Annotated in this window: 12 protein-coding genes and 1 riboswitch; of the genes, 2 read left to right on the forward strand and 10 right to left on the reverse strand. The window is 51.7% G+C overall.

Features of this window, described 5'->3' with window-relative positions:
• Positions 1-132 precede the first annotated feature (132 nt).
• The 10 genes from ELR57_RS26485 to ELR57_RS26530 all read right to left on the reverse strand — a co-directional run bounded on the left by ELR57_RS26485 (position 133) and on the right by ELR57_RS26530 (position 13252).
• A complete protein-coding gene (locus ELR57_RS26485) occupies positions 133-2820 on the reverse strand; it encodes a stalk domain-containing protein (protein ID WP_238162711.1) in 2688 nt (895 codons plus the stop codon).
• Between the two features lie 215 nt (positions 2821-3035).
• On the reverse strand, positions 3036-4382 hold the full coding sequence (locus tag ELR57_RS26490) for a sugar phosphate nucleotidyltransferase (RefSeq protein ID WP_126962732.1): 1347 nt from the start codon (positions 4380-4382) through the stop codon (positions 3036-3038).
• Positions 4383-4522: 140 nt separating this feature from the next.
• A complete protein-coding gene (locus tag ELR57_RS26495; protein WP_158630188.1) occupies positions 4523-5023 on the reverse strand; it encodes a VanZ family protein in 501 nt (166 codons plus the stop codon).
• A 16-nt stretch (positions 5024-5039) separates the two neighbouring features.
• On the reverse strand, positions 5040-6203 hold the full coding sequence (locus tag ELR57_RS26500; RefSeq protein WP_126962736.1) for a nucleotide sugar dehydrogenase: 1164 nt from the start codon (positions 6201-6203) through the stop codon (positions 5040-5042).
• A gap of 4 nt (positions 6204-6207) precedes the next feature.
• The gene (locus tag ELR57_RS26505; protein WP_192896625.1) at positions 6208-7581 is read right to left on the reverse strand and encodes a hypothetical protein; all 1374 of its coding nucleotides are present in this window, start codon (positions 7579-7581) and stop codon (positions 6208-6210) included.
• 2 nt (positions 7582-7583) lie between these two features.
• Positions 7584-8186 carry a YveK family protein gene (locus ELR57_RS26510; RefSeq protein ID WP_158630189.1) on the reverse strand — a complete coding sequence of 201 codons (603 nt, stop codon included), beginning with the start codon at positions 8184-8186 and terminating at the stop codon, positions 7584-7586.
• A gap of 222 nt (positions 8187-8408) precedes the next feature.
• Positions 8409-9527, reverse strand: a complete 1119-nt coding sequence (locus ELR57_RS26515; RefSeq protein ID WP_126962740.1) for an endo-1,4-beta-xylanase — start codon at positions 9525-9527, stop codon at positions 8409-8411.
• A 26-nt stretch (positions 9528-9553) separates the two neighbouring features.
• Entirely contained in the window at positions 9554-10663 is a 1110-nt protein-coding gene (locus ELR57_RS26520) for an endo-1,4-beta-xylanase (RefSeq protein WP_126962742.1), read from the reverse strand.
• Positions 10664-10759: 96 nt separating this feature from the next.
• A riboswitch (cyclic di-GMP riboswitch) is annotated at positions 10760-10843 on the reverse strand.
• Positions 10844-10909: 66 nt separating this feature from the next.
• Complete coding sequence (gene galU, locus ELR57_RS26525; protein ID WP_126962744.1) at positions 10910-11815, reverse strand: UTP--glucose-1-phosphate uridylyltransferase GalU; 906 nt, start codon at positions 11813-11815, stop codon at positions 10910-10912.
• A gap of 48 nt (positions 11816-11863) precedes the next feature.
• On the reverse strand, positions 11864-13252 hold the full coding sequence (locus ELR57_RS26530) for a sugar transferase (RefSeq protein ID WP_126962747.1): 1389 nt from the start codon (positions 13250-13252) through the stop codon (positions 11864-11866).
• A 265-nt stretch (positions 13253-13517) separates the two neighbouring features.
• Between ELR57_RS26530 and ELR57_RS26535 the strand changes: the two genes are divergently transcribed.
• Positions 13518-14543 (forward strand): polysaccharide deacetylase family protein, encoded by a 1026-nt coding sequence (locus ELR57_RS26535; protein ID WP_126962749.1) that lies wholly within the window; start codon positions 13518-13520, stop codon positions 14541-14543.
• 4 nt (positions 14544-14547) lie between these two features.
• Positions 14548-15822, forward strand: coding sequence for a lipopolysaccharide biosynthesis protein (locus tag ELR57_RS26540; RefSeq protein ID WP_126962751.1), 1275 nt, complete (start codon positions 14548-14550; stop codon positions 15820-15822).
• Positions 15823-15830: the final 8 nt, after the last annotated feature.

Consider the following 15830-nt stretch of genomic DNA (forward strand, 5'->3'; position numbering starts at 1 on the left):
ACACGTGTCCCAGGCCGCTGAGTCCCGTTCCAATCCCCCGCATGCAGAATCTTTCGGCAATGCGGGGTCTTATTTCCATCATAACACATCTTGGTCCTAGTTGTATCCGGGAGCGTGATAGTTAAATTAACATTAATAAATTGTAATAGACTTCTTGGCTTGTTCCCAGACGACCGTCAATCCCAACTGCTCCGATACGACGCGGAGCGGCACGAGAACGCGCCCGTTCTTGACCATCGGAGCCGCAGGGGCCGTCACTCGAACGCCGGTCGCGATCATATCCGGACGGTCCGGCCACAACTCTATCATCCTCGCGCCCCTTAGGACTGTGACTCTCTTCATAGTCTGATCCCAACCCGCCTGGCCGCCGAGAGCCTCGGAGATAAAGCGAAGCGGCACGTAGGTCGTATTGTCTTGAATGTAAGGGGCGGTATCCAGCGCGGTCTTGGTTCCGCCGATCGTCGCTTCCTTGCTTCCGACCGTCAGGACGACGGTCTTGCCGGTCGTCGCGGAAGCCCCAGGCGGATACTGCAGCGAGAGGTTGTCCAACGCCACGGTGCCGGTCGTCGCGCGTTCGTCCTGGTCCTGCGCCAGGTTGACGACATAGACTTTCGTCAGCTTCGCCGGATACTTGATGCCCGCTGCGGACAGGTCGACGCGCAGCGACTTCCAGCCCGTCCAATTGATCTTGTCGGCAAGCGTCAGATAGGCGATCGAGCCATCCGCGTTCTTGACTTCGGCGCGAAGCCAGCTGTTGCTGTTGTCCCCCATCGCGTCCAGGGTGAGGGCGCTCGCGCCGCTATCGAGCGTAAGCCCCGTTCCCAGAACCGCGTAAGCATACTTGTTGCCGCTGCCCAGCGTGAAGTCATAATCCAGCTTCAGCACCTTGGACGATTCCCGCCCCGTCACTCCGCTCGCGATCGAAGCGGCGCCGACCGTCTCCGCCGGCGTTGCCGTGAAGCTGACGGAGTAGCCCGGATTCTCGAAGTCTTCCAGCTTCTTCTCGGAGCCGGATGCGAGAACGATCATCGTCGAGAAGCCGTCGTACCGCGCGATCGCGTAAGCGTTAGCCGCGTTCCCGCTCACCGACTTCACGACGAGCTTGCCTCCGCTGACGTCCGCCGAGAAGCCCTTGAATTCCCACTTCACGGAAGACGCGGGCACGCTCAGCTCGCGGCCGTCCTTCAGCTTGGCGGTTACCGGCACGGATATCGTTTGTCCGGCCTGAAGCAGCGTCGTGCTCGGATTGATCGACAGCTCGTTGATCTGATCCGCGCCGATGACTTCGATATTCACGTCGTTCGTTGCGCTCCCCGCCTTGACCGTCAGCTTCGCGGTCCCTGCTTTGGAAGCCGTAAAGACTCCGTTCTGTATGCTGCCGACGTCCGAGCTCACGCTCCAGGTCGGAGTCAAGCTGCCGGCATCGATCGGGTTGTAGTAGGTGTCGTACGCCTTAAGGGAATAAGAAGCCTGCTGGCCGATGAACAGCGTCTTCGAGCCGCTCGCGACGATGCCTTTGATCGTGCCTTGCGGAGCCGTCGTGTACACGCCGATCGCGTTGGCGATAAGCCGTTGGTAGGTTCCGGACGAGGTCGGATGAGTCAACGTCACCGCCGTCTCCCCGAGCGGGCGGGACACCATCGTCGTCGAACCGCCGCCGTCCATGTTGACGCCCTTGTAGACGCCTAGCTGCAGCATGATCTGCTGCAGTTCCTTGAGCGTGACTCCCTTGCGGCCGCCGCTCTCCTCTACCGTGATCAGATAGACCGTCTTGCCGTCCTTCGAGTAGCCGACGGCCGTACGCGCGCGGTCGTTATTGCCGCTCAGTCCGGTAATATCCCGGGAGAAGGCTGCCGCCGCTCCGTTGTCGACCAGAATCGTATGCCCTCCCACCATCATCTGGAACGTGGCCGGATCATACGAAGCGCCGGTCGTCTGCGAGACGAGCTGATAGCTGGAGGATATTCGCTGGCCGACCGCGAGGTGGTTCACGATGAAGTCCGCCGCATCCTTATGGCCGCGCAGAATGTAGCCGTTAGCCGGTATCGGCGTCGCGATCTGCGAGCCCTTGGCGATCTCGGCGACGACGCCGTCTACGACGAGAGCCTCCGTCGGGGTCGTGTAGCTGTTCATCGGGCGTTGGGATGCCGTCCAATTGTCGGTATAGATATAAAGCTTGTTGACATGGCTGTACGCGTTGTCCGGCTCCGTCATATAGGCGCTTTGGTTGATGCCGGTGAGCGCGAAAGCGGAACCGTCGGCAGCCGTCACCGAACCGGTGAAGGTAAACGTATCGATCATCGGCACTCGGTCCTTCGTGACCGCGAAAGCGTACATGCCTGCCAATTGAGAGGTGCTCGTGAGCAGCTCTCCCGAACGAATGGCCGCGCCCATCGCGACCCCTTCGCTGCCGGTCGTCGAAGTGTTGAAGACGTCGCCGTTGATTCCGGCAACCGCTCCCGTCTCCTTCGCCATGCCGCCGACCGATTGCTTCGAAGTGACGTCGGAGGCTTTGCCGGACATCGTATTCAGTTGAACGTAGGGATTCGTCAGGTCGATCTGAATGACATGAACGAGCTGCGTCGTCTCCTTGTCGTTGGAGGAGACCCATTGATAGTCGACTTGCTTGGCTCCGGCCGTCACCATCGTCTCCGACTGCTGCACCAGCTTATAAGTGGCGGCGATCGTCGCGGCAACCGCGACCGGAGAGGAAGCGAACGGAAGCCCGATACCGCTTACCGAGGTAAGGATCAGCGTTCCTGCCAATACGGGGGCGAGACATTTTCTGCAGAATGGAATCATATGAAATTTACGAGACATGAACGTTCTCCCATGTAGGTATGTAGGATTTGGGTCTATGGTTAATCGTTACTACCAATTTCCCTATTAAATAAGACTCCGAAATCCTCAAAAAGTTACATTAGAAATAGATTAAGATAAAATAATCCGAAGCGGTCGGCAGCCGAAAAACGACAAAAAGCCAGCTTTTCGGCTGGCTGTGTCGACCTTTATTCGGCTCGGTTCGTTCTTTTCGACTAAATAACCGCGTTCCCCGGCTCTTCGTAATCCTCTTCGGCGAGCTCCGCTCCCCTCTGGACCTCCATGATCTCCATGCGGGTATGCGCCAGCAGGGTATGCTCCGTGTCCGGCGGGATCAGCAGCGTATCCCCCTCCCGCACCATCCGCCGCACTCCGTTCAGGGATACCTCTCCTTCTCCATACAGAACCAGCCACAGTTCCTCCCGCTGATGATGCAGGTGGCTCGGGATTCTTTTGCCGGGATGGATGTTCATTCGCCTTGTCAGCATCTCCGATTGCGGCTCGTAATGGTTATAATCCACGACCCGGTACCAGCCCCACGGGCATTCCTCGTACATCGGTCGCTGCTCGAGCGTAAGCAATTCCTTAAGCCTAGGGCTCGCGGCCTTGTCGGAGACAAGGATCCCGTCTGGGCTGACCGCCACCACGGCATCCGAGATGCCGAGCACCGCCACGGGAATATCGAGCTCGTTGATGAGGTGAGTGTTGCGGCTGTCCGAAGAGAGGATTCCCTTGCCGATCAGCCTGGCGTCCATCTCCTCCGTCAGCGTATTCCAGGTTCCAAGGTCCTTCCAGTTGCCGTGATACGGAAGCACGGAGATGCTTCGGGTCCGCTCGACGACCTGGTGGTCGAAGCTGATCCTCGGAAGCTGCTCATAGCGGGCCCTCAGCTCCGCATAGTCGGTAGGCAGCCCCAGATTCTCGAGATGGTCCAGGATCCAACCGATCTGGAAGGCGAACACCCCGCAATTCCACAGAGCTCCCTGCTTCAGCAGCCGGGCCGCTTGCTCCTCCGTCGGCTTCTCTTGGAAGTGGCTGACCCGCAGATTGGCGCCGATCGCCTGCTCCGGATCGAATTGAGGAACGATATAGCCGTATTTGGAGGAGGGAATCGTCGGCTCGACCCCGATCAACGCCAGCTCCACCTTGCCGCTCTGAACGACATGCCTCAGCTCCATCACCTTGGAGAAGAAGTGGTCGTCCACGTGGGAGTCCACGGGAAGAACGGCGACCGCTTCGTACATGCTGACTCCTTCCACGCTGTACAGATAAGACGCCGATAAGGCAATGGCGGGAAAAGTATCCCTGCGTTCAGGCTCGATCACAAGAGGAACGGAGGAACCGATCTGGCTGTATAGAATGTCCGCTTGGGCACGGCTTGTCGCCACGATCGCGTTCGCTTGAAGGTCCGCTTGCTGCAGCTGTCTCCAGACCCGTTGGATCATCGACTCCGGGTTCCCCTCGGGGTCCGTCAGCACCTTCAGGAATTGCTTCGACCTGGAATCGTTGGACAGCGGCCACAGCCTTCTGCCCGAACCTCCAGATAACAGAATGATTCTCATCGTTTCACCTCGCGAATCGGTATCGAGACGGGGTCAGAAACCATCTATTATTCATACCGACGAAGCAGGTGCAATATGATTAGCCAAGCTAAATAAAACACTCACGATCCCATCATCCCATAAATTGTGAGGACAAGATCTCAGCGGAATTTAAGTTTAATGGAAACTAGTAGGACTAGTCCGATAGATAAGCTTGCTCCGAGCAGATCGACACCTACGTCGAGAATCGTAGAAGTTCGATTCGCCACATGGGACTGGTTCGACTCATCCGCTAGAGCAACGGCTACCGCTAATGCAAGTGCGCCGACGCTGCGCTTCCCCTTGCCGTTCATTCGATAAAGCAGCAGGTAGAGCAGCAGGCCAAGCAGTCCATACTCGAACATATGGGCTCCTTTGCGAATGAAAAATTCGATAAAACCATAAGGGTTGTCTTTGCCGGACACTATCCCATTATGATAACGAAAGCTTATATCCGGGACGACTCTCTCCGCTACGTTTTCCGGGATCAGCTTTTTGAGTTCGGGCTTAATATCTTGTTGTTGATAAGGTTGAGAAGAAAAACCGAAAATCATGAAGAGCCAACCAATTAGAATGATCGGGAGTAGAAGTCTCCATGTTCGTATGAGTCGCACTCTCTTCATTCCATAGTATCCCTCCTTAATCCCTGCTGAACAAATCTCTCGTGTATACTTTATCCGCCACATCCGCCAACTCTTCGGACAAACGGTTCGCGACGATGACATCCGACTTTTCTTTAAACCGTTCGAAATCTTTAAATACCTTGGAATTAAAATAGTCCCCTTCCAAAGCCGGCTCGTATACGATAACTTCGATCCCTTTCGCTTTTATGCGTTTCATAACCCCTTGAATGGCCGATTGCCGGAAGTTATCCGAATCCATCTTCATGGTAAGCCGATAAATTCCGACTACCTTGGGGTTTCTATTAATGATCATTTCCGCGATATGATCTTTGCGAGTTCGATTAGCTTCAACGATAGCTGACATGATATTCTGAGGAACATCGGAATAGTTCGCGAGCAGTTGCCTCGTATCCTTAGGCAAACAATAGCCGCCGTATCCAAAGGACGGGTTGTTATAGTGATCTCCGATGCGCGGATCCAAACTGACGCCGTCAATGATCTGCTTCGTGTTGAGCCCTCTCACTTCCGCGTAAGAATCAAGCTCATTGAAGAAGGCCACCCTCATGGCCAAGTATGTATTGGCGAAGAGTTTAATGGCTTCGGCTTCCGTCGAGCCCGTAAACAGGACAGGTATATCCCTCTTAATGGCCCCCTGCACAAGTAAATTCGCAAAAACTTCAGCCCGTTCCGACTGCTCGCCCACGACTACTCTGGAAGGATAAAGATTATCGTATAAGGCTTTGCCTTCTCTAAGAAATTCCGGCGAGAAAATAATATTGTTCGTCTCGAACTTCTCTCTCACAAGCTGAGTGTACCCAACGGGGACCGTAGACTTAATAACCATTACGGCATTGGGGTTAATCGACAACGCCGTAGCAATAACCGCTTCAACGCTTCTTGTATTGAAGTAGTTCTTGTCCGGGTCATAGTTCGTCGGCGTCGAGATAATGACATAGTCCGCGTCCTTGTAAGCGAGATAATTGTCCGTCGTCCCGATCAAGTTCAATTCCTTGTTGTCAAGGTAGTCTTGAATCTCCTTATCGATAATCGGCGACTTCCTCGCATTGATCATATCGACTTTTTCTTGAATGATGTCAAGTGCGATGACTTCGTTGTGCTGGGCGAGTAGCACTGCGTTCGATAGGCCTACATACCCGGTTCCGGCTATGGTGATTTTCATAAGATTACCCTCCCGCTATACGCTCATATTCCGGCGGACTCGATTTACTTCCCAGCCGCGCTTGCCGATGCGCGAAGAAATAGGCAAGAAGATAGAACAGAGCATAGATGTCGATTGTCTTGACACCGAATGAGTTCATCGCGGATAGGGCAATTAACATAATGATTACAAAGTACTTGAAGTCGACGCGCCTGATAACGACATACAGATAGGCAAGGAACAAAAGGATGAAATAGCTGACTTCAAAGAACAAGATAATCCATGGATTCTCCAGATATACTTTCTCATAACGGGAATTGTACAGGGCAATCGTACTTGTCGCCCCTCCCAACCCAAGCATCTGGAAGGAGAATAGATGGTGCAGGAAATAATTAATAAACAAAAATCGCGCTTGCGTGGACTCCCCGGCGTTGTTAAAGCGATTAATGATCGTCTGGCCTAAAGGCGAGAAGAGCATGCCCAGAACAAGCAAGACGGCTGGCACCAGGAAGTACAAGTATTTCTTAAAGAATGCCCAGCCCGTTTCCTTGATGGAGTTGTTATACAGCAGGACAAAGAAGGACAGAAGGAAAATGCTTCGCGAGCCGGATGCAAGCAAATCTACCATGAAGAGCAGCAGGATTCCGTACTTTAAATAAGCGTTGCGAATGTTGGTTTGAACAAGAATCATCGCGAATAGGAACATGATGGCGTTATCAAGCGGATGACCGATCGAGGTCTTGATCCGATATCCCTCGTGATAAGAGCCTTCGATCCAGGTCGGGGTCTCCGTATCGTAGATGGTTTGCAGCGGAGTCGCCTGATTGATGTATTCGACAACGCCCCATATTCCCATCAGAACCATGACGACAATCAAGACATTCGTGAACAATCGCAGCTTGTGTAAGTCGTATTTCTTCTGGCTGTAAATGAAGTAGAAGAAGGACAGCGGCCCGAGGTAATTCTGATTGAAGTAGCTTACCCCGCTAAGTCCTCTCTTCCAAAGCGTTATGCCCAGGAAGACGACGAAGATCGCTACAGTAAGTTTTGCAACGCGATCCCATACGAATTTGCCGCGCAAAACATCCTCGAGAAGCGTCAAATAAACAAGCACCAGCAGCGATAGAACCAGCGGATGAATCTTGATCGGATTTAGACCGTTATGGTCATAGAAGTCGAGTAAGAAGATCTGCCCGACAAGCACAAGAGCGACAGTGACAATCGGGATCAGGAACAGGAACGACATCTCCCTGCCGAACCGCCGAACCAGCAAGTAGTAAAAGACACCCAGCAATAGGTAGACAAGATAAACGTAGAAGTGAGTACTCAGGAGATACGCGAAGAGGGCGCCGATCAGGAGCGGCGTTACGGCCAGCGTGGCCCCCCGTCTGATGGACAAGTTCATAAATTCACCTTCAAGAGCGAGATTCGAGCGGTTTGCATCGAGAGAATCAATCCAGTCAATAGCCCAACGATGATTGATAATGTCATGTACTGTACCGGTTTGGGGGAATCGGCAGACTTCGGAACTTCCGCTTCCTTTATCGGAATGATGAGGTCCTGTGCTGTAAGCTTGGTCGCAAACGATTGAAACGTCTTATTGACCGTGTTAGACAAGATGGCGGCATGCTCCGGGCTGCTATCGTATCCGATGATGTTGAGGACTCGGGTATCACTGCGAAAAGTGACGTCCACGTTCTGGTGCAGATCCTCGAGAGTAATGCCTCGCGCCCACTCATATTCGCTGTTTAGTCGGGCTTCAACCTGCTCCAGGAACTCATTCGACAGAATTATGCTCTGGAAGTCGTTCGCTAATGCCGCTCCAGCCAGTAAGTCTAGAATCAACTCGGGCGGATCCCCGTGATCGTTGTTAAGTTCCGCTAGAGGAGGCTGGTTCAGAATCATGAAGCTGGACACGGCCTCGTATCGGGCCTCGGCGACAAAGAAGGTGAAATACCCGCCAATAACCGCGGTTACCGCGATGCTCCATGCGATGATTGCCAAGCTTCGAATGATTCTCCCAGATCGGGATTGTACCTGGTTAGACAACTGGACCATCCTTTTATGTAAGGTGACAAATGCTCATTTCCATAACCGCACGTCTTATCATACCATAATCAGGGTATAAATGACTGTTTTTACAAAGAGATTCGTCGAATATTGTTAGAAATGGAACTCTTCATACAAAAGAGCTTCTGGGATCTCCAGAAGCTCTTGGCCTATCTTCTACTCTATGCCCTCCAGCTTCTCCAAGAAAGCTGTATATGCCGGTTTGGAATTATAGGAGTTATCGAACAACAGAGGGTACTCGTTCTGACCCGTATAATTCGGCAGCCAGCTCTGGTTGTCTTTGAGCCCCCAAATGACGATCGATTTGACGCTCGGAGTATCCATCACAACGTCCATGATATTCCGGTAAACGTCGGCTTGGGCCTCTAGCATGTTTTGTTCTGCTCCATCGAAGGTATGAGTGATGACGTCGAATTCCGTAATGTCGGTATCTACTCCAAGCTTTCCGAAGCGATTCAGATTCTGCTTCATCAACTCGTAGTTGACTCCAGGGATTTTCAAATGAGTCTGGAAGCCGACGCCGTCGATAGGGATCCCCCGTTGCTTCATGCTCTTCACCATCCCGAAGATGGCATCCGAACGCGGATTGGCTACTTCTGTATCGAAGTCGTTGTAGAACAGTTTGGCATTCGGATCGGCTTCGTGGGCGAATTGGAACGCGAGATCAATATATTCGGGACCAATGTTGGTATACCAGATACTCGGACGGTAATCTCCATTCTGATAGAAAGCTTCGTTCACGACATCCCAGGCATAAATTCTGCCCTTGAAGTGAGACACCGTAGTCGTGATATGATCCCTCAGAATCTCGATCCATTCGTCCCTGCTGTACTGGCCGCTTGTAATCCAGTCCGGCAGCGACTGATGCCAGACCAGCGCATGCCCCCGGACGAGCATATCATTCTTCTCCGCATAATCGACGATCTTATCCGCTTCCGTGAAGTTAAAGGCGCCTCGCTGCGGCTGAATCTGGCCAATCTTCATCTGGTATTCCGCAGTAAGAATATTGAAGTTGTGCTCTACTACGGAAGAGTAAGTCTTATCGTTAAGATACCAGGATTGAGTGGCGATTCCGATTAATTTCCCTTGCTTCTTCGCGGCCTCGCGCAAGGATGGCCCGCTCTGCTGCGTATTCACCTTGTTGGCAAGCTGATCCGACACCGAATTAGCCAGGTCGATCAAACTCCGGGGAAGAAACAAATTTACGGCCAGCAGTACGGCGACTCCGGCTTTCCAATAGTTTTTTTGCCAGTAGGCTTTAGATCCGAATCTCAAGGCCTAATACCTCCTATACAGTCCGATTATCTTTTTACTAGGTTGAGAAGGGCAGTGTAGGCCGGTTTCGGATTGTAGTCGTTGTCGAACAGCAACGGATATTCCTGGTATCCCGTATCAGTGTTCAACCAGCTGTGATCGTCTCGAAGGCCCCAGACGACGAACGATTTGGCGCTCGGAAGCTTGAGGAACATGTTAAAGACGTTCTTGTAAACTTCCGCTTCAGCCGCCAATTTCTGCTCGTGGGTTCCCTGGAACGTATGCGTTACAACGTCCATCTCGGTGATGTCGGTATCCAGACCAAGAGCCGCGAATCTCTTAAAGTTGGCTTGCATGTCGTTGTAGTTTACGCCATTGATCGCCAGATGGGTTTGGAAGCCGATTCCGTCGATAGGGACCCCTTTGGCTTTAAGCGATTTGATCATGTTGTAGATTGCATTCGATTTCTCGTTCGTGACTTCGGCATCGAAGTCATTGTAGAACAGCTTGACGTTCGGATCCGCCGCGCGGGCGAAACGGAAGGCCATCTCGATATATTCGGGGCCGATGTTGGTGTACCAGACAGAAGGACGGTAGTCTCCGTTCGTGTAGAAGGCTTCGTTCACGACGTCCCAGGCGTAAATCTTCCCCTTGAAATGACGAACCGTCTGCGTAATATGGTTCTTTAGAATCTCGATCCATTGATCTCGAGAATAATTGCCATTCTCCACCCATGACGGCAAAGCGTCGTGCCATATCAACGTATGACCTCGAACAAGCTTATTGTTCTTCTTCGCCCAATTGACAAAGTCGTCGGCTTCGTTGAACCGGAACACGCCCTTCGTCGACTGAATTTCGCTCATCTTCATTTGATATTCGGGCGTAACCATGTCAAAATTGCTGTTCGCCACCTTAGAGTATTGGCCATCGGATAAGTACCAGGTTTGTGTGGCAACGCCGAAATGCTTGCCGCTGCTCAGATAACGGGTAAGGGTATCGCTGGTGCTCGTCTTGTTCGATTGGCGGACAGCATTGCTTAGCTTGTCGGCATATTGGGTTACATGGTCCATGATCGGAGTTTGAACAGCCAGGTTCAGTGCCAATAAGGTACCCAGAATGACTTTCCAATAATGCTTACTCCAAAAGCGTTTGTTCATCTGCACCACCCTTTTCACCATAAAATTAGAATAAAAAAGGGCTTATCCGAATTCTCTGCGGATAAGCCCTCTGCCGAAGACAGAAGTATTTCCCTTATCGGCAGCTGGCTGGCATGGCTCGTCGCCGAAGCCCCTATAGCTTTGCGTCCCCAACTTTCGGAAGGTTTGCCATTATCGATCTCGGAATAAGCTTTAAACCCATAATTAACCAGATTAACCGAATAAGAAATAGTTCCAAAGACTCATTTATTGTGTTTTGGCTTGATTTTCTATAGGAATATTGTATTTTTCGAGCATTCTCTTCATATGTCCGATCAATTCGGGCCGAAGTTCATCCCGATTCAAGGCGAATTCAAGCAGAGTCTGAATGAACCCGAGCTTCTCTCCGACATCGTACCGGGTCCCGCTGAATTCATATGCATAGACCGCTTCGACCATATTTAAAGTCGCGATCGCGTCGGTCAATTGAATTTCGCCACCCGCACCGGGAGCCTGACTGTCGAGAATTTGAAAAATTCGCGGTGTCAGAACGTATCGGCCCATAATGGCTAAATTAGAGGGGGCTTCATTGCGCTTCGGTTTCTCGACCAGACGGGTAACGCGGGTAATTTTCTCCTCGAGAGACATGCCGTCCACGATTCCGTACCGGGAAACATCCTCATTCGATACGTGCTGAACGCCAAGAACGGATACGCGATACTTGCTATATACATCGATAAGCTGCTGCAAGCAAGGACTTCCTTCTGATTCGACAATGTCGTCTCCCAGCAGAACGGCGAACGGCTCGTTTCCGATGAATTTGCGTGCACACCAGATAGCGTGTCCAAGTCCTTTCGGCTCGCTCTGGCGAATATAGTGGATGTTGCCTAGCTTCGTAGAAAGCTTTACTTGATCCAGAAGATCAAACTTCTTAGAATCGGCCAGAATCTTCTCGAGCTCCATAGAGCTGTCGAAGTGATCCTCGATCGCCCGCTTGCCCTTGCCCGTTACGATAATAATGTCTTCGATTCCGGAAGCGACGGCTTCTTCGACGATGTACTGAATCGTCGGCTTGTCTACGATAGGCAGCATTTCCTTCGGCATCGCTTTGGTAGCGGGAAGGAAACGGGTTCCTAAACCCGCTGCAGGAATAATCGCTTTTTTGACGGTCATGTTCTCTCTCCATCTCTCTTTATTAATATGTTAGCAAAGAGTTTTCGGTTAATAGGCTCCTCTTCTAACGAATACAACTAAGCAGGTCTTGGCTATTATCTTGAGATCAAGCCAGATCGACCATTGATCGATGTACTCCGTGTCTAATTTAACCACCTGATCGAAGTCGGTGATCTCGCTCCTCCCCCCCACCTGCCACATACCAGTCAATCCGGGTTTGATGCTGATCCGGCGATAATGATGATTCTCGTATCTGCTCACTTCGTCAATGGTTGGAGGTCGCGTTCCGACAAGGCTCATCTCGCCTTTAAGGATATTGATGAATTGCGGAAGCTCGTCCAAGCTTGTCTTGCGAAGAAACCTGCCTACCTTCGTAATCCTGGGGTCGTCATCCATCTTAAACATGAATCCGCCCTCGATCTTGTTTTGTCTCATCAACTCTTCCTTGCGTTTCTCCGCATCTATGTACATCGTCCGGAACTTATAAATTTTGAAGATACGACCATTGACGCCAACGCGCTGCTGAGCGAAGACCGCCGGCCCCCTGGAATCTAGTTTGATTAGCGGATAGATAACGAGCGACAGAACGAAAGTCAGGACTATTCCGACAATTGCCCCGGCTATATCCAGCAATCGCTTAGAGATGAGCTGGAAGTAATTCAAGCTGACCGTATGGAGCGTCAGCATGGGCAGCGTCCCGATGCCGGCAAAGTGGGATTTCGCTATGCTGAGCCGGAAAAGGTCAAGAACCAGACGTGCCGTTACGCCCATCTTCTCGCATAGAGCCACATAACTCTCGATGCTTGAAACATGCTTGTCACCGACCGCAAAATAAACTTCGTCGACGATATGCTCCTTCAGAATGGATTCGAGTTCGGAGACGTCGCCAAGCATCGGCGTGCTCGTAAGCGCTTCGTCTTGATGGATGCAAGCATAGCCGACAATGGTATGATTGACGCTAGTCTTCCCCAAATAATATTGGAACTTATCGATGACCGACTGAACGCCGACGATTAGAACCCGTTTCCGCAAGCCGCGCTGCCTTCTAGCATAGGCGATGTAGCTTCGCATAACAACGATAATCAATAAGGCAAGAATGAGGAACGAATCGAAGAAGCTTTCGTTGAATGAAAGATGGGGCTCCAACCAAGAAATAATGGTAAGGACGCCTCCGGTAAACAGGACGGAATAGAAGACGTGGCGAAATATCCGGTCATAGTAATTAAAGGTGAGCCGGTCGTACATTCCAAAGACATTCATGGTCGAGGTATACAACGGGACAAAAACGAGCAAGAGCCAGAGATATTCTCCTTTTTCCAGCAAGTCTCCCGGGTGGCCAATAAACTTGTAGGAGATTCCATAGGCGAGCAGAATCGACACGATGTCGGCGAGGAAAAGCGGGACGTGAAAAAAAGAATTCTTGTTAGATCGATGCACGATTTCCACCCTTTTGTTACCGTGAAGCATGCCTACGGAACTAGCTTGCTAGGAGTTAGGCTAGCTTTCACTCTTTCTTTATATGAAGATTGTACCATAAGTTTCGTTTTGTTGAAGAATTTCATGGAATAAATTTATATAAATTGTAGTTTGAAGGCGACAATTGGTTGCTCTTGCCCTTTAGACCTATTAGAATGTAACCATATAATCAAATACAGGGGATGCGTTCCTACCCATAAATTCTCGCAACGAAGGAGGAACAATTGTGTGGAATTCGTTGCGCCGATTGGTGAAACACATTATTTACTTTGCATTCCACTATTCGGGATTGCTTGCGCTATTCGAGTTCCTTCTGCGCCCAAAAGGCCTGTTTATCGTTGGTTATCACCGCATTAGCGAGGATATGCCCGACCGCGATGTCCATCCGCTTGCTGTTACCAGAACACGTCTGGACTCTCACTTTCGCTTTTACCGCAAGAGGTTCAAGGTTATTGGCATGGATGACGTCGAGAAGGTGCTTTCTCAACCTAAGCTCGACGCCAATTACTTGGTTGTGACGTTCGATGATGGTTATCTGGACAACAAAGCGCTTGCGGAGCAGCCGTTCGTTGATTACGAAGTTTGCGCGACCCTCTATTTGACCGCTTCGCCGATCGATAAACGGGAGCCGCTATGGACCGACAAAGTCGATGCGTTTCTCTTCTCCTCTGCGGAGAAGAACGTTACGCTGAACTACCCTGGTCTCTCGGGAACCTTCTCTCTAGCCGACAATACGGACCGCATCCAGCTCGCAGAACGGGTTAAGAACGAGATCAAACGATATGACGAGACGGCAAAGCGCAAGATGCTGATAGAGCTAAGAGATTCCCTGCGCCCCGAGTTCGAGGGAGATGATTCTCTGATGCTGACATGGAGCGATGTGGGAGAATTGGCGGCTGCCGGAGTGACCCTCGGAAGCCACACCATGAACCATCCGACTCTCAGCCGGATTCCCGAAACAGCCGTGGTGGAAGAGCTGCGCGATTCGAGACGGCTAATCGAGGAACGAACGGGGATCGACGTACGCCACTTCGCGTATCCGTACGGCAGGGAGACGGACTTCACGACCGTCGTTGCAGAAGAAGCCCGCCGGCATTATCGGACAGCCGTTACGGCCATTAACGGAATTAACTATCCAGGCCAGAACCTGTGGGAGCTGCGCAGGGTGATCGTGGAGAACATTCCCGCCAGCTTGCTCCGTCTCCGCTTACTCAAGCTGCGGGCGCAAGATTACATAAGGAATAGAAGGTAAGGGCATGGCTCAGATCGAACATAATTCCCTCCGGCGCAAGCTGTTTCGTCATTTAGGCATCGTTTTCTCGGAGAATGTGGCAACTAAGGCAATGAACTTTGTCATTATTTTGCTCTTGTCGGTGCATCTAGGCCCCGGCGATTACGGCAAATACTCCTATATCTTTGTCAACGTGGCTTTCTGTGCCGCCTTCTTCGACTTTGGCATGGAGAATACGGCCGTCCGCTTCTCGGCCCGGGACAAGAATAGCACGAACGTGCTTTTCGGCTTGTACGCGCTCGCCAAGTTGACGATAGTCGGCGTCGTGACGTTGGCTCTAGCGCTTTTTGGCGAACAAATCTTCACTCTCCTTGGCAAGCCGGAGATGGTTCCCTACCTTCCGTATTTCATCGTCGGATTTATTGGAGAATCCCTACTCTTCGTTAACGACACCTATCTGCAGGCAATTCAACGGTTCAAGCTTCGGGCTATGATCAACATCGGCCGCTTTCTCCTCTCTCTCTTCTTCGTCGGCGCGTTGTACTTGGTCGATGACCTGAAGCTTGAGTACGCGCTCCTGCTTTACTATTTGCCAATTGCCATGTCTTTGTTCTTCCTTCCGAAGTATGCTTCTTTCCTGAAGTCGTACTTTACCGCCCGTCTTCGCAAAGAGGCTTTGGCCGAAGTTCTTCATTACGAGAAATGGATGCTGCTGGTCTCAATTCCGACCAACACCTTGGGGAGAATCGATTTTCTCATGATCGCCCTCTGGGTCACTTACGATCAGATCGGCATCTACAACGTGGCGTTTCAGCTGTCGGCGATCGTAGCCTTCCTTCCGTTCGTCCTGAGCAAGGTGATGCTGCCCAGCCTGTCGGAGCTCACCCCCTCTCGTGTCGTCTCGTTCACCCGCGGGCTGGCGAAGCCTACGCTGCTCATCTCGGCCGGAATGTTCGCATTGATTCCGCTCGCCCGTCCCGTCATTAATCTGATTCTCGGCGCGAGCTACCAGCCCGCCATCACGATTCTACAATTCATGCTGGTGTCAGCTATTGTGGCATTCGCTCTCATACCGATTGAACAAGCGCTCTACTCGCTGGGAAGGCCGAAGTACATTACGGTCGGCAAGTGCGTTCAGATCGTGTTCATCGTTATCTTGATCTCTCTTACCGTGCCGACGCTGGGGCTTGTGTGGGCGGCCGTATCGGTCGCGATAGCCCGCCTGTTGTACGGACTCCTGCTTCTTGGCATGTACATGTCCTTCGCTAGAACCGTCCCTGCCGAGTCGGAAGCCGCCTGAAAGGAGAG

The sequence above is a fragment of the Cohnella sp. AR92 genome (assembly GCF_003990975.1).
Taxonomy (GTDB): Bacteria; Bacillota; Bacilli; order Paenibacillales; family Paenibacillaceae; genus Cohnella.

What these genes read in the sequence shown, in the direction of transcription:
- ELR57_RS26540 (WP_126962751.1), top strand. Translation starts at nt 14,548, where the DNA reads ATGGCTCAGATCGAACATAATTCCCTCCGGCGCAAGCTGTTTCGTCAT.
- ELR57_RS26495 (WP_158630188.1), bottom strand. Translation starts at nt 5,023, where the DNA reads ATGAAGAGAGTGCGACTCATACGAACATGGAGACTTCTACTCCCGATC.
- galU (WP_126962744.1), bottom strand. Translation starts at nt 11,815, where the DNA reads ATGACCGTCAAAAAAGCGATTATTCCTGCAGCGGGTTTAGGAACCCGT.
- ELR57_RS26520 (WP_126962742.1), bottom strand. Translation starts at nt 10,663, where the DNA reads ATGAACAAACGCTTTTGGAGTAAGCATTATTGGAAAGTCATTCTGGGT.
- ELR57_RS26490 (WP_126962732.1), bottom strand. Translation starts at nt 4,382, where the DNA reads ATGAGAATCATTCTGTTATCTGGAGGTTCGGGCAGAAGGCTGTGGCCG.
- ELR57_RS26500 (WP_126962736.1), bottom strand. Translation starts at nt 6,203, where the DNA reads ATGAAAATCACCATAGCCGGAACCGGGTATGTAGGCCTATCGAACGCA.
- ELR57_RS26485 (WP_238162711.1), bottom strand. Translation starts at nt 2,820, where the DNA reads ATGTCTCGTAAATTTCATATGATTCCATTCTGCAGAAAATGTCTCGCC.